This window comes from Tessaracoccus sp. MC1679, from assembly GCF_014164775.1.
Taxonomy (GTDB): domain Bacteria; phylum Actinomycetota; class Actinomycetes; order Propionibacteriales; family Propionibacteriaceae; genus Arachnia.
In genome coordinates this window covers 219,535-242,231 of the sequence record NZ_JACJGB010000004.1, presented here as the reverse complement: position 1 = coordinate 242,231, position 22,697 = coordinate 219,535, and the positions used below count along the sequence as shown (strand labels likewise).

Annotated in this window: 18 protein-coding genes, 1 tRNA gene and 1 other RNA gene; 4 read left to right on the top strand and 16 right to left on the bottom strand. The window is 66.7% G+C overall.

All coding sequences use genetic code 11. The features are described 5' to 3' along the window. Positions 1 to 148 precede the first annotated feature (148 nt). From H5398_RS08405 to prfB, 10 genes are all read right to left on the bottom strand, one after another. Positions 149 to 1,333, bottom strand: a complete 1,185-nt coding sequence (locus H5398_RS08405; RefSeq protein ID WP_182799689.1) for a Fic family protein — start codon at positions 1,331 to 1,333, stop codon at positions 149 to 151. A gap of 129 nt (positions 1,334 to 1,462) precedes the next feature. Next, positions 1,463 to 1,642: a helix-turn-helix domain-containing protein gene (locus tag H5398_RS17765; RefSeq protein ID WP_370586097.1), complete on the bottom strand. Its 180-nt coding sequence runs from the start codon at positions 1,640 to 1,642 to the stop codon at positions 1,463 to 1,465. A 112-nt stretch (positions 1,643 to 1,754) separates the two neighbouring features. Continuing rightward, entirely contained in the window at positions 1,755 to 3,002 is a 1,248-nt protein-coding gene (locus H5398_RS08395; protein ID WP_182799688.1) for a site-specific integrase, read from the bottom strand. 153 nt (positions 3,003 to 3,155) lie between these two features. Continuing rightward, positions 3,156 to 3,523, bottom strand: a transfer-messenger RNA (tmRNA) gene (gene ssrA, locus H5398_RS08390). 14 nt (positions 3,524 to 3,537) lie between these two features. Beyond that, positions 3,538 to 4,131, bottom strand: a complete 594-nt coding sequence (locus tag H5398_RS08385; protein ID WP_182782889.1) for a DUF1707 and DUF4870 domain-containing protein — start codon at positions 4,129 to 4,131, stop codon at positions 3,538 to 3,540. 64 nt (positions 4,132 to 4,195) lie between these two features. Further along, entirely contained in the window at positions 4,196 to 4,678 is a 483-nt protein-coding gene (gene smpB, locus H5398_RS08380) for an SsrA-binding protein SmpB (protein ID WP_182782890.1), read from the bottom strand. A gap of 19 nt (positions 4,679 to 4,697) precedes the next feature. After that, positions 4,698 to 6,140: a M23 family metallopeptidase gene (locus H5398_RS17760; protein ID WP_182799687.1), complete on the bottom strand. Its 1,443-nt coding sequence runs from the start codon at positions 6,138 to 6,140 to the stop codon at positions 4,698 to 4,700. Between the two features lie 21 nt (positions 6,141 to 6,161). After that, complete coding sequence (ftsX, locus tag H5398_RS08370; RefSeq protein ID WP_220489258.1) at positions 6,162 to 7,064, bottom strand: permease-like cell division protein FtsX; 903 nt, start codon at positions 7,062 to 7,064, stop codon at positions 6,162 to 6,164. Positions 7,065 to 7,076: 12 nt separating this feature from the next. Further along, positions 7,077 to 7,763, bottom strand: a complete 687-nt coding sequence (gene ftsE, locus H5398_RS08365; RefSeq protein ID WP_182782892.1) for a cell division ATP-binding protein FtsE — start codon at positions 7,761 to 7,763, stop codon at positions 7,077 to 7,079. Between the two features lie 269 nt (positions 7,764 to 8,032). Further along, positions 8,033 to 9,145: a peptide chain release factor 2 gene (gene prfB / locus H5398_RS08360; RefSeq protein WP_182782893.1), complete on the bottom strand. Its 1,113-nt coding sequence runs from the start codon at positions 9,143 to 9,145 to the stop codon at positions 8,033 to 8,035. Positions 9,146 to 9,218: 73 nt separating this feature from the next. Here prfB and H5398_RS08355 point away from each other — a divergent pair, with 73 nt between their 5' ends. The 3 genes from H5398_RS08355 to H5398_RS08345 all read left to right on the top strand — a co-directional run bounded on the left by H5398_RS08355 (position 9,219) and on the right by H5398_RS08345 (position 10,711). Next, on the top strand, positions 9,219 to 9,674 hold the full coding sequence (locus H5398_RS08355; RefSeq protein ID WP_182782894.1) for a GatB/YqeY domain-containing protein: 456 nt from the start codon (positions 9,219 to 9,221) through the stop codon (positions 9,672 to 9,674). A gap of 78 nt (positions 9,675 to 9,752) precedes the next feature. Further along, positions 9,753 to 9,829, top strand: a tRNA-Val gene (locus tag H5398_RS08350). Positions 9,830 to 10,012: 183 nt separating this feature from the next. Further along, positions 10,013 to 10,711, top strand: a complete 699-nt coding sequence (locus H5398_RS08345) for a hypothetical protein (RefSeq protein WP_182799686.1) — start codon at positions 10,013 to 10,015, stop codon at positions 10,709 to 10,711. A gap of 21 nt (positions 10,712 to 10,732) precedes the next feature. Here H5398_RS08345 and H5398_RS08340 read toward each other — a convergent pair whose 3' ends face one another. From H5398_RS08340 to aceE, 3 genes are all read right to left on the bottom strand, one after another. Beyond that, entirely contained in the window at positions 10,733 to 12,943 is a 2,211-nt protein-coding gene (locus H5398_RS08340) for a 6-phosphofructokinase (protein WP_182782896.1), read from the bottom strand. After that, a complete protein-coding gene (locus H5398_RS08335; RefSeq protein WP_182783108.1) occupies positions 12,940 to 13,335 on the bottom strand; it encodes a DUF3052 domain-containing protein in 396 nt (131 codons plus the stop codon). The genes H5398_RS08340 and H5398_RS08335 overlap by 4 nt, the downstream gene beginning before the upstream one ends. Before the next feature lie 102 nt (positions 13,336 to 13,437). Beyond that, positions 13,438 to 16,230: a pyruvate dehydrogenase (acetyl-transferring), homodimeric type gene (gene aceE / locus H5398_RS08330; protein WP_182799685.1), complete on the bottom strand. Its 2,793-nt coding sequence runs from the start codon at positions 16,228 to 16,230 to the stop codon at positions 13,438 to 13,440. Positions 16,231 to 16,420: 190 nt separating this feature from the next. Between aceE and H5398_RS08325 the strand changes: the two genes are divergently transcribed. After that, positions 16,421 to 19,204: a LuxR family transcriptional regulator gene (locus tag H5398_RS08325; RefSeq protein ID WP_255422247.1), complete on the top strand. Its 2,784-nt coding sequence runs from the start codon at positions 16,421 to 16,423 to the stop codon at positions 19,202 to 19,204. A 183-nt stretch (positions 19,205 to 19,387) separates the two neighbouring features. Here the strand turns inward: H5398_RS08325 and H5398_RS08320 are convergent, their stop codons facing one another. The 3 genes from H5398_RS08320 to cobF form a co-directional block, all read right to left on the bottom strand. Continuing rightward, positions 19,388 to 20,404 (bottom strand): PHP domain-containing protein, encoded by a 1,017-nt coding sequence (locus tag H5398_RS08320; protein ID WP_370585738.1) that lies wholly within the window; start codon positions 20,402 to 20,404, stop codon positions 19,388 to 19,390. Between the two features lie 5 nt (positions 20,405 to 20,409). Next, positions 20,410 to 21,816, bottom strand: a complete 1,407-nt coding sequence (locus H5398_RS08315) for a sodium:alanine symporter family protein (RefSeq protein ID WP_182799684.1) — start codon at positions 21,814 to 21,816, stop codon at positions 20,410 to 20,412. Between the two features lie 90 nt (positions 21,817 to 21,906). Continuing rightward, positions 21,907 to 22,644, bottom strand: coding sequence for a precorrin-6A synthase (deacetylating) (gene cobF, locus H5398_RS08310; RefSeq protein ID WP_182799683.1), 738 nt, complete (start codon positions 22,642 to 22,644; stop codon positions 21,907 to 21,909). Positions 22,645 to 22,697 lie beyond the last annotated feature (53 nt).

The window sequence follows — 22,697 nt, the reverse complement described above, 5'->3', positions numbered from 1 at the left end:
GGGTGGCTAGCTATGCCTACTTACGGCCGCTTCAGGGTGGGCGCCGGAATCGGATCTGGCACGTATCTGGCACGCGACCCGATTTGCGCCCTCCGAATGCGGTCCTGACTAGTCAAAGACCTTGTCGGGCTGACAGGATTTGAACAGGTCAGCCACTGCTGAACGTTCGCCGTCCTGCCCGTTCGGCGAACCGGTCAAGCGCCGAAAGCAGGTCAGGGACGGTCCAGACCCTGACGCCACCGATCGGCTTCTCGACACATATGACCCCGTTCTCCGCCATGCGGTCGAGGATCCGGTAAACGCTGGCCACCGGTACACCGAGGTCGGCCACCATCTCGGCGGTGAGCGCCGGCTCGGCCGAACACAGGTCCGCGACCTTCACCAGGTTCGCGGTCCGCCGGTCAGCCGTGGCGAGAATGCGGTCGCGGAGATCGTTGATGTCGGAACGCAGGATGTTGGCATTCGCGATGGCCCGGCGGCCGGCCTCGACGAATGCCTCGACGATCGGTGCAAGGTCTCCGCCCCGGTATGCGGTCAGCGCCGCGAAGTACTCCTCCGTGTCCGCCAGGAGGCCCGACGAGATCGGCACTGTCATTCGCGGAGACACCCCACGGTGCCGAAGGATCGACGATACGAGAGCCCGACCGGTTCGCCCGTTGCCATCGGTGAACGGATGGATGGTCTCGAACTGGGCGTGCGCGATCGCGGCCTGCACCATGGGCTGCAGGTCGGTACGCCGCGCGAACGAACACAGATCGTCGATCGCCGACTCCACCTGGGCATGCGGGGGCGCCACGAACGTGGCGGTCACCGGAGACCGGCCGCCGACCCACACGCTTTGGTCACGGAACCTGCCGGCATTGGCCGGGTCGTCCCCGCCATTGAGGCGCTCGTGCATGGCCCTGATCGTGTTCGGGCTGATCCTGTCGGCCAGCTCGACGGCTGCTCGCATCGCGTCGGTGTTGGCCGCGATCATCACCGCGTTCGCGCCGGTCCTGCCACCCAGGGACGCCAGGGCGATCGCCCGGGCCCCGGCCGTCAGATTCTCAATCTGCGAACTCGAGGCGGACTCCGTGCGCAACAGGACCGACGCGAACGGGACACCCCACGAGGCCGATTCGGCGTCGAACGCCCGGATGTCTGCACAGACCTGGTCCGCCTCGTCGGCCAGCCCGGGATCCACCCGCGGTTCCAGGTCGCCGACGACCGCGGGAACCGCGAACCGGAAGGCGCCCCGGTTCAAGGCCCGCTGGCGCCTGCTGGCAGCCGGATCATCGGCGTGCCACGTCGCCTCGATGTATCCGACGCCCGGCCAGGCTTCCCCGTTCTCCATACGCTCCGCGTCCTCCTAATGAGAGAATCATAGCTCGCGATTCTCATTAGCCTACCTGTTGAGAAAATGGAGCCGTCCACTCTCACCAGTGCACTCGGGACCAGGTGCCTGGCTCTACAGATGCCCCTGTCAGTAGTGGTGACGCGACAACTGGCCAACCGCGGGAATCCGGCGGAACTGGCGGTCGAGGTCCTTGACCCGGACTCTGATCAGTCGGGGGCCATACCTGGCCGCGGGCAGGTCCCCCGACGAGATGCTGCGTCGCAGCGTGTCGACGCTGATGCCGTAGATGTGGGCGGCCTGCTGCAGTGACAGCCACTGGGGGTCGGGCTGACTCGTGTGGACGGAAATGGCTGACTCCTTCGGTTGCTTGTCCTCTAGTAACCCGATCCCGGAGGCGATTGCGCGTGAGCGGCTTTGCTCAGCCCTGTGCCCGTTCGCTGGAGAGCTTCTCGACCAGGGAGTGCAGCCTGGTCTTGGTCGCGTGCTGGTAGCGCTGCGCGACCTGGACGTCGCTGTGGCCGCCGAAGGTCAGCAGCTCCTCCGTGGTCGCGCCGGCGCCGGCGATCATCGTCAGGGCAGAGTGGCGCAGGCCATGCCACACGAATCCGTTCGGGACGGGCGGGTGGCCGGCTGCCGTCAGCTTGGCGTTGGCCGCTTCGATCGCCTTGGTGAAGTGTTTCCGGAGCACGTTCGGGTGCAGGTAATGCATGCCGCGGGCGGCCCTCGGGAACAGCGGTGCGTCGGCTGCGTCAGCGACCCGAGCGCCGAGCTGCGCTTGGAGGGCTGCCCTCAGCTCGGAGTCCGGGGCGAGTGGAAGCTCGCGAATGCCAGCTTTGGTCTTGGGCGTGTCGAGCACGAGCCCGTTGCCCCGGCTCTGCAGGGCTCTCGAGACGGCGAGCCACTCCCCTCGTACGTCGCGCCGCTGGAGCCCCAGGACCTCGCCGATGCGAAGGGCCATCCATCCAGACAGCAGGACGGCCAGCACCTCCCCTTGCGGCATCTCGGCCGCGATGGCACTGATCTGGTCTCTGGTCACCACCTGGTCGGACGCCTCGGCGCGCTTGACCGGCCTGTGTCGCGCTCCCCCGACCACCTGGCACGGTGACCGGTCAATCTTGGGTTTGAAGCCCGATGGGAGTCCCTTGAGCTGGCCTGTGGCGTAGTTGAACATTCCGCTCAGCTGCATGTAGGCGCCGCGCGCGGCGCCGTTGCCGTGATCCGACATGAGGCGGTCGAACCAGCGCTGCACCTCGTCTGGCGTGACCGAGTCGATCGGGTGCGAGCCGAAGGCGGGCAGGACGTGTGTTTCGACGCGGCGGCGATAGTCGTAGATCGTCGAGTCCTTACGGCCCAGCCGCCGGACGTGCTCGAGGTAGTCCTCGGCCAGCTCCCCCACGGTGTAGCGGCTGGTCTGGGCCGCCTCCCGGACGAGGCCCTGCTGCTCGCGGAACTGGGCCCGGAGCGCGGCCGGTGGCACGAACACGCCCCGCAGCATGTCCGCCTGGGCGATGATGAGGGCGGCCCGCGCGTCGCGGAGCGTGTCGAACCGGCCCAGCAGTTCTCGACGGCCCTGCCAGGTGACGCGGACCTGGTACAGGGTCACGTCGCGGCCGCGACGTGTCCGATGCACGGTGGACACGCCCTTGGGCAGCAGCTCTGCAGGCATGTGGAGATCCCCGAATCCGATCGAAACCTGCGGTACCTAGGTACCGTTTCTGGGCCTAAGTGTGCCTATTTGTGCCCTCTTCTGCAAGAGGGCCGGATCGGGAAACGCTTCTGACAAGGAAAAAGGGGCCGTCAGCGAACTGACGGCCCCAGGGGGTGGAGGTGGCGGGAATTGAACCCGCGTCCTCGAGAGATGAACCAGGGCTTCTCCGGGTGCAGCTGACAAGGCGTTTTACTCGGCTCTTGCACTCACGTCAGCATGTCGCAAACGAGCCCAGTGGCAGTAAAGTCCCGAGCTACCCCTGACACACAGGAAGCTCAGCAAGCCTTCTAGATGAGGCCAGGAACCGGACGGAAGGCACGTCCGGGCTGACCCTTCGGTCGCTGATCAGGCAGCGAGAACGAAGTGAGTGCTCTTGTTTTCGGCACTTATTGGTTTCCATGCATCGTTTACGAGATAAGCATGGATCCTCGACCCGCTTCCCCTGGAACTACCGTCCCAAGTCGAAACCAGTCACCCCCCTGTTGAGTTGTACTCACCCATGATAGCGCGTCTGCTGAAGCTGACCACGCGGCGGCTGGGGACGGGCCAACAGGACCTTCTCGAACCGGCCGGTGCCGGACTGCCCGTTGAACGCGCGGACGCTCGCGGCGAGGGTGGCGGCGAACCAGGCCAGCCACACCAGGCCCATCAGGCCCTCGAACCCGAGGACCAGGCCGATCACCAGGGCGGCGAATCCTGCCACCATCATGGTCACCTGCAGGCTCAGTGCCCTCGCCGCCTCCCACCACACCCGCGAGCCCGGTGTGGCCACGGCCTTGACGACGGCGGGGCCGACGAACGAGGTGAAGAGGCCGGACAGTTGCGCAAGCCCGGCACCGACGTTGTCGGCGGGGGCCGGAATTCCAGGTGCGGGAGCGCGGAGCGCCGCAGGCGCGATGCGGGCCAGCCCCGCCAGGGATCGGTTGAGCTCCGCCCGGTCCCGAGCACCCAACGCCTGATCGAGCCGCCGGTCGAGATCCGTCTCGTTGAGCTGACCCTGCGCGTAGCACGCCTGCAGGTGGGCGATGGCACGGTCCCGGGCCGCCTCAGTGACGTGGGTGGTGGGGTGCTGGGGGTAAGCGGTCATGGGATCAAGTGTGGTGCCCAGTGGGGGTTCAGCACACCCGGAAGGCCCCTGACCGGACCCCGACTCACCCCCGGTTGTACCGGTTCCTGCTGGCCAGCGCCCGCTCGGCCTCACGCTTGGCGTCACGCTCGGCGAGGGTGTGCCTCTTGTCCCAGTCCTTCTTGCCGGTGCCGATGGCGATCTCCACCTTGGCGTACCCGTCGTTGAAGTAGATGGACAGCGGAACAAGAGTCTTCCCGGACCCGTCGAGTTCTCGAGAGATCTTGGCGATCTCCTTGCGGTGCAGCAACAGTTTGCGGGTCCGCCGCGCCGAGTGGTTGCGCCACGTGCCGAATTCGTACTCGGGGATGTGTGCGTTGATCAGCCAGGCCTCGCCGTTGTCATCGACGGTGGCGTACGCATCGAGGAGGGTGGCACGGCCGGCGCGCAGCGTCTTGACCTCGGTGCCGGTCAGCACCAGGCCGGCCTCGAACACGTCACCGATGTGGTAATCGTGCCGAGCCTTCTTGTTCTGCGCAATCAGCTTGCGCCCGATCTCCCTGGGCATTCGACCAGTATGGCACGGGTCAGCCGAACCACCGGGCCATCGGATTGACCACCGAACCGTTCTGCCAGACCATGAGGTGGAGGTGGCAACCGGTGGAGTATCCGGTGCTGCCGATGTAGCCGATCACCTGTCCACGCGAGACCCGCTGGCCCACGCCGACGATGTAGCGCGACGCGTGGTTGTACCCGGTGGTCACGTAGTATCCGTCCACCCGCCCGTGATCGATCATCAGGCGGTTACCGTAGCCGGCGTTGTAGTAGCGCTCCGAGACCACCCCGGAGGCAGCGGCGCGGATGGGGGTGCCGCACGAGGCGCCGAAGTCTGTGCCGTCGTGCAGCTTCCAGTATCCGAGCACGGGATGCAGCCGCATCCCGTAACTCGACGTGATGCGGGCGGCCACCGGGAACATGAACCCGGACCCGGTGGAGGTGCTGGTCTTCGCGGGCGCCGGTGCCGGGGCTGCGGCGGGGGCGGGTGCCGTGGTCTTGGTCGCACTGCGCGACGCTGCCTGTTGCTTAGCCGCCGCCTCTCGGGCAGCCGCTTCACGGGCGGCCTTCTCCGCCGCAGCCTTCTCGGCGGCCTGCTTGTCGGCCTTCTCCGCGGCCGCCTTCTGCGCGGCTATCCGGTCCTTGATCCGCTGCTCCACAGCAGCGTTCTCCTGGGCGAGCGCCGCCTGTCGCCTCTCCTCCGCAGCAAGCTGGGAGGTGGCGTTGTCCTCCGCGGCGCTCGTCTGAGCCACCAGGCGTGCCACCTGTGCGCGCAGTGAGGCTGCGGCCTCGGCCGCGGCCTTGCTTGCCGCCAATTGATCCGCGGCGGCCTCCCGCGCGGCCTGCGCTGCCTTTTCAGCGGCGTCGGCGGCCGCCTGAGCATCCTCAAGCATCAACCTGCGCATCTCGAGCTCGTCCAGCTCAAGAGCCGACGAATCGAACAGTGTCTCAGCGAGTTGGGCGCGCTGGTTGAGGTTGGCGACGGTGACGTCGGAGAACAGCATCGCCAGATTGAGGAGGCCGTGGCTCGTCTGAGTCGTGACGAGGATCTCCTCGTTCAGCCTGCCGTTGACCGCTTCCAGAGCGGCCACGGCGGCCGCCACATCTGCCTTGGCCTGGGCCAGCTCGGCCTCCGCCTCACTCAGTTCGGCTGCGCGCTGCTGGTCCAGCTCCGCGGCGGCACGCTCGGCGGCCTCGGCCTCGGCCAGCTGCGCCTCGGCGTAGGACAACTCATTGCGTGCAGCCTCGTGGGCCTGGACCGCCGAGGCCAGCTGGGCGTTGGCGCCCTCCACCACAGCGGCCTGCTCGGCCATCTGCTGACGAAGCTGCGCCTGCCGATCATCGAGCTCGTCTGCTGCCGAGTGCATCGCCATTGATGCGGTGAGCGCCAGTGCGAGAACCGCGGCTGCGAAACCGCGCGTGATCCTGGTGAATGGGCGTCGGACGTGGGGCAGGTCGGGAAGTTCCCGGGTCACGCTGGTCCCTCCTTTGGGCTGCTAAACGCGCAGGTACTTTCTGGTGGCCAACAGCGTGGGAATGACAGACAAGGCTATTCCCACAGCCGCGATGGCAAGAATGGCAGTGACCAGGTCACCCCAGCCAATCCAGGGTAAAGCCGTGATTGAGGTTTGCGCGTTCTGCACAATGACCACCCAGTAGCCCAGCGTCAACGCTCCGGCAGCCAGGATGATCCCGATCACTCCTGCCACCAACGACTCCAAGAGAAAAGGCAGCAGGATGTAGAGGTTGGATGCCCCGACAAGGCGCATGATCCCGATCTCGCGCCGTCGGGTGAACGCCGCCATCCGGATGGTGTTGGCGATCTGCAGGGAAGCGGCCAACAACAGAAGCACGCTCATGGTGATGGTTCCCCATTGGAGGGCGCCGAGCCACTTGAACATCGGCTCCAGCACGGTGTGGAGATCCTGTACGTTCTGCACGCCCTGAAGTCCCTGCGCCTCGCTGACCACACCGGCGTAGTTCTCCGGGTTGACCAGGCTGACCCGGAAGGAGTCCTGCATGTCTTCTGCGGTGCGCGACGCTACCACGGGCGAGTCCTTGAAGACCTCCTGGAACTCCTCGAACGCGGCCTCCTTGGACTCGTAGACCACAGCGCCGACCTCAGGGTTGGCCTCGAGCGTGGCACGAATCTCCTCCCGCTGTGCCTCTGTGGTGCCCTTGCCCGGCTCGCACCGGCCGCCCTGCGTGTTCTCGGTGCAGAGGAACACGGAGATCTCGATCTTGTCGTAGAGGCTCCGCTTGGCCAGGTCCACCTCCATCGAGGTCAACACGCCAGCGCCGAGAAGGGACAGCGAGACGCCCATTGTCACGATGACCGCGATGGTCATCGCCAGGTTGCGCTTGAGCCCGGACCAGGTTTCCCGTAGTGAATGCCGCATTGTCTCTCCTGCCTAGGCCGAACCGTAGACGCCCTTGGCCTGGTCACGCACGAGCTCACCGTCGCGCAACTCAAGGACCCGGCGGCGCATCTGATCGACGATGGACGAGTCGTGGGTGGCCATGATCACGGTGGTGTCGGCCTTGTTGATCCGGTCGAGGAGCTTCATGATGCCCACCGACGTCTCGGGATCGAGATTGCCCGTGGGCTCGTCGGCGATGAGGATCTTGGGCCGGTTCACGAAAGCCCTGGCGATCGCGACACGCTGCTGCTCACCACCGGAGAGTTCCTCGGAGGGCCGGTCAGCCTTGCCGGCCAACCCCACCAACTCAAGGGTGTCTGGCACGATGCTGCGGATCTCCCGGGCGGGCTTCCCGATCACCTGCAGTGCGAACGCGACGTTCTCGTAGACCGTCTTGCCCGGAAGCAGCCGGAAGTCCTGGAACACGGTCCCGATCTGGCGCCGTAGCGCGGGCACCTTCCACTGGTTCATCGTGGTGAGATTCTTGCCGGCCACATAGAGAGTGCCCTTGGTGGGCCGGTACTCCCGCAGGATCAGACGGATGAATGTGGTCTTGCCCGAGCCGGACTGCCCGACGAGGAACACGAACTCGCCCCGGCCTACCTCGAGGTTGATGTTGCGCAGGGCAGCCCTGTCCTGCCCTGGGTAGAACTTGGTGACGTCCTCGAACGTGATCACGCGGCACTCCGACGGTTGGGGAAGATCCTGAGAAACTCTCAGTCGCAAGGCGAGTTTAGATCACGCGGACAAGTCGGCCTAACCCGACACGCAGGCGGCTGGCGCTAGGAGTGTGCTGAACAATGCTGTCTCCGGCGAGGACGTGCCGGGCGGGATGAGGTGGCACCACTACATCTGGTGCGTGTACTTGACGTCCATATCCAGATGGAGGGGTGCCAGATCGCCCGATCCGGTGCGCCGCAGCCGAGGCATGATTGCTCAGCAGGCTCCTAGGCCTCGACCTCGGACCGTTTGCGCCAGCGGATACCGGCGTCGATGAACCCGTCGATGTCACCGTCGAAGACAGCCTCCGGGTTGCCCACCTCGTGCTCGGTGCGAAGGTCCTTGACCATCTGATAAGGGTTCATCACATAGGAGCGCATCTGAGCACCCCAGGAGTTCCCGCCGTCGCTCTTGAGCGCGTTGAGTTCCTTCTCCCGGTCCTGCCGGACCCGCTCCAACAGCCTCGACTGCAGCACCCTCAGGGCCGCGGCCTTGTTCTGGAGCTGGGACTTCTCGTTCTGACAGCTCACCACGATGCCAGTGGGCAGGTGGGTGATCCGCACAGCGGAGTCTGTGGTGTTGACCGACTGCCCACCCGGGCCAGATGACCGGAAGACGTCGATGCGGAGTTCGGCCTCGGGAATATCGATGTGATCGGTCTCCTCCGTGACCGGAAGGACCTCCACACCGGCGAAGGACGTCTGCCGGCGCCCCTGGTTGTCGAACGGGGAGATGCGAACGAGGCGGTGGGTACCCTGCTCGACGGAAAGGGTGCCGTACGCGTAGGGTGCCTTCACCGCGAAGGTCGCAGACTTCAGTCCGGCCTCCTCCGCGTAGGAGGTGTCGTAGACCTCGGTGGGGTATCCGTGCCGGTCCGCCCAGCGCAGGTACATGCGCATGAGCATCTCCGCGAAGTCGGCCGCGTCGACTCCCCCAGCCTCAGCCCTGATCGTGATGAGCGCATCCCGGGGGTCGTACTCACCGGAGAGCAGGGTGCGTACCTCAAGCGACGAAATGTCCAGGGCGAGCTTGCGAACCTCCGTGACGAGGTCTGCCCGGGCCTCGGCGTCGCCCTCTTCGTCGGCGAGTTCGAGCATCATCTCCGCGTCGTCGAGCCGCGAGCGCAGCCGCAGGAGCCGATCCACCTCACCCTGCTTGAATGAGAGCTGTGACGTGACGCGCTGTGCGTTGCTCTGGTCGTCCCACAGGTCCGGTGCGGCCACCTCCTCCTCAAGCGAGGCGATCTCGGAACGGATCTTCTCGATGTCCGCGACCGCCTCGATCGACGCTAGGGACCGACCGAGGTCTGAGAGCTGCTGGGAGAGGTCATCGTGAGCCACAATCGATCATCCTACCGGCAGTTGGCCTCCCTGGCCCTGACACAATGGGGCGCAACAGAGAAGAGGATGACGAATGGGTGCGACGAAAGACCAATTGAAGCAGGACCTCGCGGCAGCGCTGCGCGCAAAGGATGAGGCGGCCAAGACCACCATCCGGATGGTGATGGCCGCCATCGGCGTCGAGGAGGTGGCGGGGGAAACCGCACGTCAGCTCAGCGATGCGGAAGAACTGGCGGTGGTATCCAAGGAGATGCGCAAGCGCCGCGAATCGGCGGAGACCTACGCTGCTGCGGGACGCTCGGACTTGGCCGCCAGGGAGCAGTCGGAGGCTGAATTCATCGCCGGATATCTCCCCGCGCCGCTCAGCGAGCAGGATTTGGCAGCTTTGGTGGACGAGGAGATCGGGCGTCTCGCGGAGCCGCCCACGATCAAGCAGATGGGCGCGCTGGTGAAGGCGGTCACGTCACGCGCGGAGGGTCGCGCCGAGGGAAAGGCCATCGCTGCCCTCATCCGCAGCCGTTTGGTCTGACGGCGGAGACCCACTTCGTCGGCGTCCCACTTCCACGGTGGCTGGCCTCGCCGCCATTGGCTAGGGTTGGTCCACGCCGGGCGCATAGCTCAGTTGGTTAGAGCACCTGCCTTACAAGCAGGGAGTCGGGGGTTCGAGTCCCTCTGCGCCCACCACCGCCGGAGGGAGGCACCATGGACACCGGTCGGCGCGCCCTGCCCCCCGAAGGGATGCCATCTCCGCCCCCCACCCCCAGAAGAGGCCCTCTCCCCGACCCGCCGAGGAGCCACCCGCATCCCGGCCGTGCCCGACGCGCCGTCGCCACCCCGCCGGAGGACGAGGGGGCCAGACTTGCATGGATGTCGCTGGCTGCGCTGGGCGTCGCGATGACAGTGCTGATCGGTGGCCTCTATCTCATTCTCGGCCCCCGGAGCACCGGCACCACGTCCCCGGCACCCTCCCCGTCGTCGAGCAGGGTCGAAGCGTCGACCTCGTCCACGGAGTCCTCCGACCGCGGATCCAGCCCGTCGACGGAGCCGTCACCCTCCCTGGACGAGTCGTCCCCGGGCCCCTCTCCCCCCGCTGAACTGGACCTGGGCGATGTGCGCCTCACCGTCCCGGATGGATGGGAGGTGTACGCCGACGAGGTGGTGCAGGATGATCGCAGGCTGGTGCGCCTGCGCGAGCCGGCCACAGACGTCCGCGTGCAGGCTGTCACCCTGACCACCGTCGGGGAGGATCTCACCCAGGCCTGCCGCGATCTCGTGACCGACCAGCAGCAGGCGTTCACCGGTGTCGCCGAGTCGGTGGTCGTCGATGTGCCCCTCACCGGAGGTGCCAGCGGTGTCTCGTGCGCCTTCACGGGAACCCGCACCAGCGACACGGTTGCGGCGAAGGTGGAGTTCACGATCATCCGGCGCGACGCGGACGCTCAATCACTGGTCTTCCGCGACACCGTGCCCGACAGTGTCGCCGAGGGCTCACCCGTCCTGGCTCAGCTCGCAGACATGGAGTGCGCGGCCACGGAGACCTTCGGCGTGGTCGTCGGCACCTGTTAGTGAAGCACCGATTTCAGAGGTCTACTCCTGACCGGGGCGTCGGCTCAGCTTGTCGAACACCGGCCGGAGGCTCATCCACCACTGCTCGCTGGGCCGTTGCAGGTCCCAGTCCATCGCGTCGGTCACCTGCCGGAGCGGCGCCATCAGCCCAGGAGTGGGGCTGTGCGCCGCCACATAGGTGGAGGTGCCCTCCCTCAGCTGCTGATCCAGGTTCACCAGGGCCTGGTAGGCGAGACGGGTGGCGTTGATGCGATCGAACGGCGAGGGGTTGCCCCCCTGCTGGATGTGGCCGATCACCGCCTTGCGGACGGAATACATACCGTGGCCTTCGGCCTCGAACACCTTGGCCAGGACATCCGAGGTGTAGTGCTCACTCGTCTCCTCCCCCATCACAGCAAGGTAGAAGCTGCGCCCCGTCTCGAATGCGTCGACCAACGCTTCCACGTCTGTCGACAGCTCTTCCAGGGAAATCCCGGTCTCGGGGAGGTAGGCCTTCTCCGCGCCGCCGGCGATGCCACCGAGCAGAGGGAGAAAGCCGCACGTGCGGCCCATGGTCTCAACGACGAAGGCCCGCTTGCTCGCCGAGGCGGACATGCGCACCATGTCGATCGAGTTCACCACGGTGTTGAGCGCAGTGTCGGCGCCGACGGCCATCGGCCACCCGGGCAGGTTGTTGTCGATGCTGGCGGGCAGGATGGCGACCGGGATGTTGAAGGCGGGGTAGCGACGACGCTCACGCTCCATCAGGTCCACCGTCGCGTAGGCATGGAACCCGCCCATCACCAGGAGCGCGTCGATCCGATGCTCCTCCAGTGATCGCGCCATCTGGTAGAGCTCGTGCTCCTGGGCCACGTAGCGCCGCGTCCCGAAGGAGGCCCCACCTGTGTGCGCCATGCCCTCGACGTCCGACCAGTTCACCTCGCGGAGGTCTCCGCCGACGAGGCCCGGCACGCCGCCTTGGACGGCGAACATCTCATGGCCGAGATCGAGGCCGGACCTGACCGCGACGCGCGCGAGCTGGTTCATGCCGGGCGCGAGGGCGCCGGCGTGCATGATGGCGATGCGCTTCGGCTCCGACGACGGCGCGACGCTGGGCCTGGCCTCAGAGAGCATCCGGTAGATGTCGATCATCGTGGTGAAGCCGTGGCCCCGGGCCGTCACCGCCGATTCGTACTGACCCTCGGCGATGAAGTTGCTGATCCGGTGGGTGGCTTCAACGGCGCCGAGAAGTGGCGTGCCATCGACGCTGTCCCGGCGGACGCCCACGAGCACGGGTTCGCTCTCATCATCGGCCTCGAGCACTCGCCGGACCGCCTCGACGCCGCACGCCGTCGCCATCCAGCGGTCGTAGGCGGAGGGAGTACCCCCGCGCTGCACGTGACCGAGGATCGTGATCCTGGCCTCCTCACCGGCACGCTCGCGCAGCACCGCCTGGATCCGGTCCGCCGTGATCGGGGCGCCTTCGCGATCCGCCGCCCCCTCCGCGACCACCAGGATGGAATCGCGACGTCCGGCGGCGCGTCCGCGGGCCAGCACCTCCACCATTCTGTCCTCCCACCCCGGTCTGGGCGGAGACTCCGGTAGGAACGTGTAGTCGGCCCCGCCCGCGATCGCGCTCATCAGGGCGAGGTAGCCGCAGTGCCGACCCATGACCTCGACGATGAAGGTGCGGCGGTGCGACTCCGCGGTGGAGCTGATCGCGTCGATCGCCTCGGTGATGCGGTGCAGCGCGGAGTCCGTACCGATGGTCATGTCCGTGCCGACCATGTCGTTGTCGATGGATCCCACGAGGCCCGCGATGTGAAGTCTGGGATGCGCCTCAGCCTGTTCCGGGCTGATCCGGCCCGCCTCGGTGAGTTCGGCCATGTAGGTCGGCCAGGCGACGCACAGGTTGCGCGCCCCGGTCAGCGACCCATCTCCGCCGATGACGATGAGCCTGTCGATTCCCCGCTCGACGAGGTTCTGCGCGGCCGTCAGCTGGCCTTCACGGGTCCTGAACTCCATGGATCGCGCGGTGCCGATCACCGTGCCACCCTTGTTCAGGATCCCGGAGACATCGCTCCACCCCAGTTGCGCGATCTGCGCACCACCCTCAATGGCTCCCTGCCATCCTTCGCGGATGGCGAACACCTCGGCGCCCTCGTGGATGCCGGTCCTCACGATGGCGCGCACCGCGGCGTTCATGCCCTGCGCGTCACCGCCGGACGTCATGACGCCGATGCGCGCGGTCATCTGCGTGAGCCCTTGGGTCGGACGACCTTCGTCGCCTGCCAGTCGGCCGCCACGTTGGCCGTCTTCGTCAGAGACAGGCCCGCAATCGTGACTGCCTCCGCCACCGAGCTGGGGCCGATGAATCCCGGCCTCCCGACCTTCGGGGTGAGCAGCCAGATGTATCCCGAGTCGGTCAGGTCCGTGAGCGCGTCCACAAGTCCGTCGACGACGTCGCCGTCCTCGTCACGCCACCAGAGCAGCACGACGTCCACGGCCTCGAGGGGCTCATCGATCATCTCCCCGTCGATGATGTCCATCACGCCGTCGCGAAGTGTCGCGTCGACGTCCTCGTCCCATCCCAACTCCTGCACCACCAAGCCTGGCTCCAGCCCCAGGAGCTCCGCTCCGGTCACTCCTTCGTTGGTCGATGCGAGGCCCTTGACTTCTGCGTTGTCCACAGGGCAAGCCTGCCAGAAGACCAGGGTTCTCGCATCACACCCCCTCGATAGCTGAGATCAGGCGTCTCCACCAGCGTTGCCTGAGGACCCGGCGGTGACGTCGTCCAGCCTGTACTTGGCCGCGGCCTCGGTGGCCCACTCCGTCGGGACCTCGCCTGCAACGGCGAGACGCTGGAGGACGGCCACTGCGATCGACGGTCCGTCGATGTTGAAGTAGCGCCGCGCCGCCGCCCGAGTGTCCGAGAATCCGAAGCCATCAGCGCCGAGCGTCATGTAGTCGCGAGGGACCCATTGCCGGATCTGATCAGGGACGGCGCGCATGTAATCGGAGACGGCCACCACCGGACCGGCGGTCCCACCGAGCTTCTGCTCCACCCAGGTGGGGCCGTGCTCGCCGAATGGATCGGAGAACCTCTCCTCGTCCAGCTGCAGACCCTCGCGACGCAGCTCTCCCCAGGAGGTGACGCTCCACACGTCCGCGACGATGCCGTAGTCAGCCTTGAGAAGGTCCTGAGCCTCGAGCGCCCATGGCAGAGCCACCCCCGAGGCGAGGATCTGCGCGCGGCGCGCATCCTCTCCCAACCCGTCGAAGCTACCGGTCCGGTACAGGTACATCCCGCGCAGAATGCCCTCAACCTCGACGCCCTCCGGCTCGGCCGGCTGGACGATGGGCTCGTTGTACACGGTCATGTAGTAGATGATGTTCTCCGGATCATCCCCGTACATCCTCCGCAGACCGTCCTTGACGATGTGCGCGATCTCGTAGCCGTAGGCCGGGTCATAGGAGACCACCGCAGTGTTGGTGGACGCCAGGATGGGCGAATGTCCGTCCATGTGCTGGGTGCCCTCGCCAGTGAGCGTTGTCCGCCCCGCCGTCGCGCCGATCAGGAAGCCGCGGGCCAGCTGATCAGCCGCCGCCCAGATCGCGTCGCCGGTGCGCTGGAACCCGAACATCGAATAGAACACGTAGATGGGCACCATCGGCTCACCATGGGTGGAGTACGCCGAACCGGCGGCCGTGAACGCACCGAGCGAACCCGCCTCGTTGATGCCCGTGTGCAGGATCTGTCCGGTCTTGGACTCGCGGTAGCTGAGGAACAGCTCATTGTCCACGGGAGTGTAGTTCTGGCCGTGCGGGTTGTAGATCTTGATGGTGGGGAAGAAGGCGTCCATGCCGAAGGTGCGTGCCTCGTCGGGGATGATCGGGACCACCCTCGGAGCGAACTCCTTGTCCCGCATGAGGTCTTTGAGCAGTCTCACGAAGGCCATGGTGGTGGCCACCTGCTGGTTGCCGGAGCCCTTGCGCGACGAGACGTACGCCTTCTCCGCCGGCAGCGAGATGAACTTCTTGTCCCCACGGCGGTCCGGCAGATAGCCGCCGAGCTCACGGCGGCGGTCCTGCAGGTACTTGATCCGGGGATCCTCCTGCCCGGGATGGATGTAGGGCGGGCGGTAGGGGTCCGCCTCGAGCTGCTCGTCGGTGACCGGCACGTCCACACGGTCGCGGAAGGCCTTGAGGTCATCGAGGGCCAGCTTCTTCATCTGGTGCGTCGCGTTGCGACCCGCGAAGTGCTTGCCCAGGAAGTAGCCCTTGATGGTGTGCGCCAGGATCACGGTGGGTGCGCCGGTGAACTCAGCAGCCGACTTGTAGGCCGAGTACACCTTCGTGAAGTCGTGACCGCCGCGGGTGAGGCGCCAGATCTCCTCGTCCGACCAGTCCTTGACCATGGCCGCGGTGCGCGGATCCCGGCCGAAGAAGTGCTTGCGCACATATGCGCCGTCATTGGCCTTGAAGGTCTGGAAGTCGCCGTCGGTGGTGGCGTTCATCAGGTTGACGAGCGCGCCCTCCGAGTCGTTGGACAGCAGCGGGTCCCAGCCCCTGCCCCACACGACCTTGATCACGTTCCAGCCGGCCCCGCGGAAGAACGCCTCCAGCTCCTGCATGATCTTGCCGTTGCCACGCACCGGCCCGTCCAGGCGCTGCAGGTTGCAGTTGACGACGAAGGTGAGATTGTCCAGCTCGTCGTTGGCGGCCAACTGAAGAACACCGCGCGACTCGACCTCGTCCATCTCGCCGTCACCGAGGAACGCCCACACCCTCTGCTGGGAGGTGTCCTTGATGCCGCGGTTGTGGAGGTACCTGTTGAACTGGGCCTGATAGACGGCGTTGAGCGGGCCGAGCCCCATCGACACCGTGGGGAACTCCCAGAAGCTGTCAAACTGACGCGGGTGCGGATAACTGGGCAACGCCCTGAGCTCACCGTCGACGTAGTGTGAGCGTTCCTGGCGGAAGCCGTCCATGTCGTTCTCGTCCAGGCGGCCCTCGAGGAATGCGCGGGCATACATGCCGGGAGACGCGTGGCCCTGGAAGAAGATCTGGTCTCCGCCGCCCGGATGGTCCTTGCCTCGGAAGAAGTGGTTGAAGCCCACTTCGTAGAGTGTCGCGGACGAGGCGTAAGACGCGATGTGACCGCCAACGCCCACCCCGGGGCGTTGGGCCCTGTGCACCATCACGGCAGCGTTCCAACGCAGGAGCCGACGGATGCCTCGTTCCAGCGTCTCGTCCCCAGGAAAGGCCGGTTCGCTCACGGCCGGGATGGTGTTGACGTAATCGGTGCCCGTCAGTGACGGCACTCCAATGTGACGCTCACGCGCCCGCTCAAGCAACTTGAGCATCACGTAGCGGGCGCGGTTCCGGCCTCCGGCGTCGATCACCCCGTCCAGGGACTCGAGCCACTCCGCAGTCTCTGCGGGGTCGATGTCTGGCAGATTGGTGGGTAGACCGTTGAGGATCGGCCCGGCCTCGTTCTGGCTCACGAATGTTCCTCTCGATGAAAGAGTCGACGGCATGCGCTGATGGGCCCAATGCCGGATGCCCAACCCTAGCGCGACAATTGCACGCATTTCTCGGCTCCGGCCATCCCGGCTCGCAATCTGTTGATGCTGCCATTGCCGGGGTTTGTCCGCGCCGTAAGCCTCGCGTGCGGGAGAATCGTGGACAGTCACACGCAACGTAGAACGCGAGTCAGGGGGGTGAGTGATGGGGCCACTGGTGGGTCGCGTCGAGGAGCAGCGTCAGATCGCCGCCCTGGTGGCCGCTGTCCGCGAGGGCCGCACGCAGGTTCTCTTCCTCACGGGCCCGCCGGGGATCGGCAAGTCCCGCCTCGCGGGCACCATCGCCTCTGAAATGCCCACCTACACCCATCTCCTACTCGAGGCCGAACGCGATGTGCCTTTCGGTGCGATCGACCGGCTGATCGACGAGCAACTCCCTGAGACCGCCCCCGAGCTCATTGATCTGCGCAACCGCGCAGGGGTCCCCACCTTCGCCATCGGTGTGGTGAACCTCATCGAGCGGCTCGACGGTCCCTTCGCGATGATCATCGACGACCTGCATCACCTCGACGAGCCGTCCCAGGAGGCGTTCTGGCACGTGATCAGGAGGCTGGACACGGTGCCGGCGCTCTTCGTCGCCACCAGCAGGACCACGACGGGGTGGTTCGCGGAGCGCATGATCCAACACGTCACCGTCGGAAAGAGGGGGCGCCATCTCGAGCTTGGGCCGCTCAACGAGGACGGGGTGCAGGCCTTCTTCCGCAGCATCCTCTTCGCGCCCCTCAACCCGCGCCAGCTCCGCATCGTCATGGAGGCCACGGGGGGAAACCCCGGGCTGGTGGACGAACTGACGGCTCGCCTCCGCCGCGGAGGTGCCACCCTTGCCTCTGCCATCGCCGAGCTGGGAGACAGAGACAGCGCCGAGGTTGTGATGAGGATTTCCCGGTGGCTGCGAGAGGACCCGAGCCCGCACGACGTTGCCGCGGTGCTCGCCCTGGCCCTCGGCGGTCCGCTCCCCCCAGCCCAGCTGGACCGGGTCATGCGCGATCTTGGCCATGGACGCGCAGATCTCCAGGCCCTACGTGCTGCCCGCGTGCTGGCCGGCGATGATCAACGACCCAAGGTGCCCGCCGCCGTCGCGTCGTACGCGGCGCCAGCCACCATCCTGGCCACCCATCGGGCTCTCGCGGATGCGCTGCCCGGCGTCGAAGGACTCCGTCACCGCGTGTTGGCCCTCGGCGGTGCACGCGATGACGCCCTGCTCACCGAGTTGCTGGCCAGCGCCCGCGCAGCAGCCCAGGTCCGTGACCTCGAACTCGCTTCGCAGCTCATGATGTGGGCCTGCAGTCTCGATGACGCCCAGCTCCCGTTGGCGTGCCTCTACGCGCTGCGCGCACGCCGTGCGGGGGTCATCAACCAACTCGAACCCCGGATCAGGGCAATGCTCCCAGGAGTGGCGCGCTCGGTTCTCCAGTGCGCAGTAGACGCCACCGCTGTGGGCGTGCGGAGGCTACCCCTGGCCGATGGACTCCCCCTCGCAGACCTGGACGACACCCTGCTGCTGCTGCTCGCCCACTCGTTCGAGCTCCTGGGCCGCAGCCGCGCCTCCATCGGCGCGCGCGACATGCCCGCGGCAATGGCTTCCGTGCGTGACGAACTGGGGCGCCGGATCGAGGCGGGTCGTGGTCGGAGGGGGCTGTCGGACGCCGACCCATCGGAGGCGGCCGCCCTCCACGGGCTGCTGACGATGTGGCTGTCGTTCGCCGCGAAATGGGCCACACCCGTTGGGACGGAGCAGGTGCCGGGTCTGCAGGCTCCCTCGCTGACCGACCTGGCAGCGGACTCGGCAGCCCACACGGCTGCCCTGTCGGTGGCCGCCTCCCTGGATCTCAGCGCGATGCGCAACCTGGCTGCTCAGAACCAGCTTGATCGACTGCTCCGGATGGCGACGGCACCTCCCGGCTACGAACTGTGGCCCTCCTTGGTACGGCATCGGCTGGGCTTTCTCAGTGGCGAGTGGGATGCCGCTCAGTCCTCCATCGAGCCGGGACTGACGATTGCCCTCGAAGACCTCCGAGACGTGGGCGCTCTCCATGCGCAGGCGATTGCCGCGCTGATCCCTGTCTGTCGCGGCGAAGAGCAAGGATCACGGATGCTCGCTCATGTGGCCGAAGTGGCTGGCCCCCGCGGCTTCAACTCCGCCATGGGCGCGGTGATGGTCGTGCGTGCATTCGCCGCCACAGCCGAGGGCGACCCTTGGACCGTGGCCGAGACCCTCGGCCAGCTCTGGAGCAGTCCACTCACCGGTCAGTTCCCGGGGGCGGCCACCTCAGTCCTGCGGGTCCGTTCCCACGTTGCGATCGACGATCTCGCAGCGGCGAAGATGGCGAGGGACCAGGTGTCTGCGCTCGACGTCGCCCCGGGTGCATTGGCGTATCTCCATCACCACATGGACGCGTTGCTCGCCGTAGGGTCGCGAGACCATGCCTCTGCGTCGGCGTCGTTCGCTCTGGCCCATGCGGCGTTGCAGCGGCGACGGGAGGAAGATACGCCTCGCGGGCTCCAGTTGCTGGGTGCCGTCCTGGCTGAGGACTGGGCCCAGTTCCTCGTCGGCACCGGCGAGTGGGCTGACGACGCGGGCGTATGCCTGGGTGAGCTGGGCGCCGCCACCGCTCTTCTGGTGCAGGCGGGTGCGCGGTCGTGGGCTGAGCGACTGGAGGCGCTCCAGATGCGTCTCTCCTCACTGAGCCCCCCTCCCCGCGCCGCCCCGGTGACCGCATCCGAGACCTCTGCCCTCCTCGCCAGACTCACAGCGAGGGAGCGCGAGATCACCGGCCTGGTTCTGAGCGGCCGGACCAACAAGGAGATCGCACAGGAGCTGTTCGTCTCGGTCCGCACCGTCGAGTTCCACGTCCGCAACACGCTGGCCAAACTTGGGGCAGGGTCGCGTGTCGAGCTGCGTGCGCTCCTGCACTCTGCCCGGTCCTGACGCGACCAACGCACGTGGAACCCGTAGGAATGCCAGTACCGTCACCAGTCAGACCAGTACCGGACACTGGGGAATTCCGACCCTCAGCAGCCGCAGAATTGCTATCAGCAGATGGCCACGTCGTGATGGGTAGGTTGGGGGGACCAGTCACGACGGGGCCATAGCCTTGTCCCGGCCGCATCGTCAGCGGTGGCGCCGCGCATGTGCCAGCAGCCGGTCGACCGGCCACGTCGTGATAATCCGATCCGGATCGATCGCTACAGCGGCTGCCTTCGCCGCCCCGTAGGTGAGGAAGTCCAGTTGGCCCGGGGCGTGCGCATCCGAGTCGATGCTGAACAGGCACCCAGCTTCGACAGCCATCTCCAGGAGCTCCACGGGCGGGTCCTGGCGTTCCGGCCTCGAGTTGATCTCGACGGCCACTCCGAACATGGCGCAGGCCGCGAACACAAGTTCCGCGTCAAATCGTGACTGCTCGCGCCACGTCCCATCGGCGCGCAACTTCCGGCCGGTGCAGTGCCCCAGCACTGTGGTGTGCGGATTGGAGATCGCACCGATCATCCGCATCGTCATACTGGCCGGATCCGCCCGGAGGTCGGAATGAACAGAGGCCACGACGATGTCCAGCCCACCCAGCAGGTCGTCCGCCTGATCAAGCGAGCCGTCCTTGAGAACGTCGACTTCGATCCCACGCAGGAGTCGCATCGACAGCTGCCTCTGCACCCGCTCGATCTCGTCCCACTGGGCCAGCAGCCGTTCCCGGCTCAGTCCGTTGGCGACCCTCAGCCGCGGGGAATGGTCGGTGACAGCAAAGTAGGCGTGACCCAGTGACTCAGCAACCGCCGCCATCTCGGCGAGCGGGGAGCCACCGTCGGACCAGGAGGTGTGTGTGTGGAGGTCGCCCTGAAGTACTGCACGGAGAGTGTCACCTGCCGGATCCAGGGAGGCCCTCCCCTCCTCCCGGAGCCGCGCGAGGGCCTCCGGCAGATGACCGGACAGGGCGGCCGCCGCGACAGAGGCCGTCCTGGGACCGAATCCCGGCAACTCCCGCCAGCCTGCCTCCGTCACCGGGCGGTCGCGGGGGTCGATCGCCTCCGCGACGTCGGCGGCCTCACGGTAGGCGCGGATGCGGTACGTGTCCGCGAGTGCACGCTCCAGCCAGAACGCGCACTCGCGCAGCACCGCGACCGGGTCCACTGGCACCGAGATCAGCGGGGCTGATCCACCATGAACTTGTCGACTTCCTTGCGACCCGCCCGGAGCTTCGGATCGTTCTTGAGGTAATGGCTGGTCTCGCGCGCGATGAGGCCGGAGAGCAGGAGCAGGCCGATGAGGTTGGGCAGTGCCATGAGACCGTTCATCACGTCTGCGAACGCCCAGACCACGCCCAGCGGAACGGTGGCACCGATGTAGACCACGATGGTGAAGGCGATGCGGTAGGCCATCGTTGCCCGGGCACCGAACAGCCGCTCGACGCAGCGGTCACCGTAGTAGGACCACCCGATGATGGTGGAGAGGGCGAAGAGAATGACGCCGATGGACACGATGTAGCCGCCCCAGTCACCGGGCAGCCCGTGGCTGAAGGCCATCGAGGTGAGCACCGCGGGGCTGGCGTCGGCGTTCCACACACCCGTGGTGACCAGCACCAGTCCGGTGAACGACACGACCACGAGTGTGTCGATGAAGGTCTGGGTCATGGACACCAGGCCCTGACGCACGGGGTGGGTCGTCTGGGCGGCGGCGGCGGCGATGGCCGCCGAACCCATGCCGGACTCGTTGGAGAAGATGCCTCGCGCCACGCCCATCTGCACCGTGAGCAGGAGGCTGCCGAACATACCGCCGGCCACACCTTGGCCAGTGAACGCCTGCCCGAAGACAAGAGCCAACGCCCCCGGCAGATCGACGATGTTGACGATCAGGATGTAGAGGGCGCCCAGGATGTAGAAGACGATCATGAAGGGAACGAGGGCCGCCGTCACGTTGCCGATGGTCTTGATGCCCCCGATGATCACCACGCCCACGAAGACCGCCATCAGGATCGCGGTGATCTGCGGGTCCACTCCGAACGCATTCTGGGCGTTGGCCGCGACAGCATTGCCCTGCGTCATGTTGCCGATGCCAAAGCTTGCGAGGACGGCGAACACGGCGAAGATGATGCTGAGGGCCACCCCCCACGTTCCCGGCAGCGCTTTCTTCAGGTAGTACTGCGGGCCGCCGGAAGCCTCGCCCTTGGCGTCGACGGTGCGGAAGCGCACCGCCAGGAAGGCCTCCGAGTACTTCGACGCCATTCCCACCAGGCCAGTGACCCACATCCAGAACAGAGCTCCTGGGCCGCCGATCGAGATGGCGGTGGCCACGCCGACGATGTTTCCGACCCCGACAGTGGCCGCGAGGGCCGTGGTGAGGGCCTGGAACTGGGAGATGTCGCCACCCTCTGCGTCAGCGTCCTTGCGCTCCCACAGCGCCAACCGCAGGGCGGACCCAAGCGTGCGGAACTGGATGCCGCGCAGCTTGATGGTCAGCCACAGGCCGGTGAGCAGGAGCAGCGGAATGAGCAGGAACGGGCCCCACACGAATCCCGCGATTGTTTCGAGCACTGTGGTCAGTTCTTCCATGGCGATAGCCCTTCAATCTCGGCGAACGGCGTCAACCTAGCAACGATGGGGGTCGACGGTGAGACCCGGCCCGGCGTTTGTTACGCATTGTTAACGTGCGTCAGGAAAAGGCCGGAGGAGATACGTGTCGTGGATCCAGCCATGGTGGGCCTGGAGCCGCTGCCTCAGTTCGGCCAGGTCTCCGGCGATGGTGCGCAGGGGCCCGTTGGCCAGAACCTGATCTGGGGTGCCCAGGTAGGCGCCCCAGAACACTTCGGTGTCCGGGAATTCCCCGATCAGTCCTCGGCAGGCCAAGGCGGGGTCATTCATCACGACCACGTCGCCGAGCTCGGGCCGGTACTCCGCGAGCAACCGGGCCCCCGTGGTGATGTGCACGGAGGCGCCCGCGTTCAGGGCGATCTGATGCGCGGCGGCCAGCACCTGCAGGGCACTCACTCCCGGGATGACGGTGACTTCGAGCGCCAATCTGTCGCGGAGTGCGTCGACGACACGCAGGATCGAGTCGTAGAGCCCCGGATCGCCCCAGGCGAGAAACCCCACCGCGTCGTCGGTCGGCAGGCCGGAGAGGATGTGGCTGTAGGTGGCGAGCCGTCCCGTATCCACCGCCCCCGGGTGCTCCCGCTTGGGGTCCAGCACCGTGATCACGCGGTGCGGCCTGTTCACATGCCGGCGCAGCAGCTCGCTGCGGAGCCAGACGAGATCGGGCTGGTCCTCACTGTGATCCCCGACGAGAAAGACGTCCACCTGGTTCATGGCGTCGACGGCGTCCAGCGTCAGCTGCCCCAGCCCGCCGGGGCCGATGCCGATCACGAATACCTTGCGTCCCATGGCTGTCCAGCGTAGCCCCGGTGAAGCGACGGAGGACACCACTAGGCTGGCGG

Excerpts from the sequence above, each read along its gene's own strand:
- H5398_RS08405 (WP_182799689.1), bottom strand. The coding sequence starts at position 1,333 with ATGGAGAACGGGGAAGCCTGGCCGGGCGTCGGATACATCGAGGCGACG.
- H5398_RS08395 (WP_182799688.1), bottom strand. The coding sequence starts at position 3,002 with ATGCCTGCAGAGCTGCTGCCCAAGGGCGTGTCCACCGTGCATCGGACA.
- H5398_RS08385 (WP_182782889.1), bottom strand. The coding sequence starts at position 4,131 with ATGACCGCTTACCCCCAGCACCCCACCACCCACGTCACTGAGGCGGCC.
- smpB (WP_182782890.1), bottom strand. The coding sequence starts at position 4,678 with ATGCCCAGGGAGATCGGGCGCAAGCTGATTGCGCAGAACAAGAAGGCT.
- ftsX (WP_220489258.1), bottom strand. The coding sequence starts at position 7,064 with ATGCGGCATTCACTACGGGAAACCTGGTCCGGGCTCAAGCGCAACCTG.
- H5398_RS08355 (WP_182782894.1), top strand. The coding sequence starts at position 9,219 with ATGGGTGCGACGAAAGACCAATTGAAGCAGGACCTCGCGGCAGCGCTG.
- H5398_RS08345 (WP_182799686.1), top strand. The coding sequence starts at position 10,013 with ATGTCGCTGGCTGCGCTGGGCGTCGCGATGACAGTGCTGATCGGTGGC.
- H5398_RS08340 (WP_182782896.1), bottom strand. The coding sequence starts at position 12,943 with ATGACCGCGCGCATCGGCGTCATGACGTCCGGCGGTGACGCGCAGGGC.
- aceE (WP_182799685.1), bottom strand. The coding sequence starts at position 16,230 with ATGCCGTCGACTCTTTCATCGAGAGGAACATTCGTGAGCCAGAACGAG.
- H5398_RS08325 (WP_255422247.1), top strand. The coding sequence starts at position 16,421 with ATGGGGCCACTGGTGGGTCGCGTCGAGGAGCAGCGTCAGATCGCCGCC.
- H5398_RS08315 (WP_182799684.1), bottom strand. The coding sequence starts at position 21,816 with ATGGAAGAACTGACCACAGTGCTCGAAACAATCGCGGGATTCGTGTGG.
- cobF (WP_182799683.1), bottom strand. The coding sequence starts at position 22,644 with ATGGGACGCAAGGTATTCGTGATCGGCATCGGCCCCGGCGGGCTGGGG.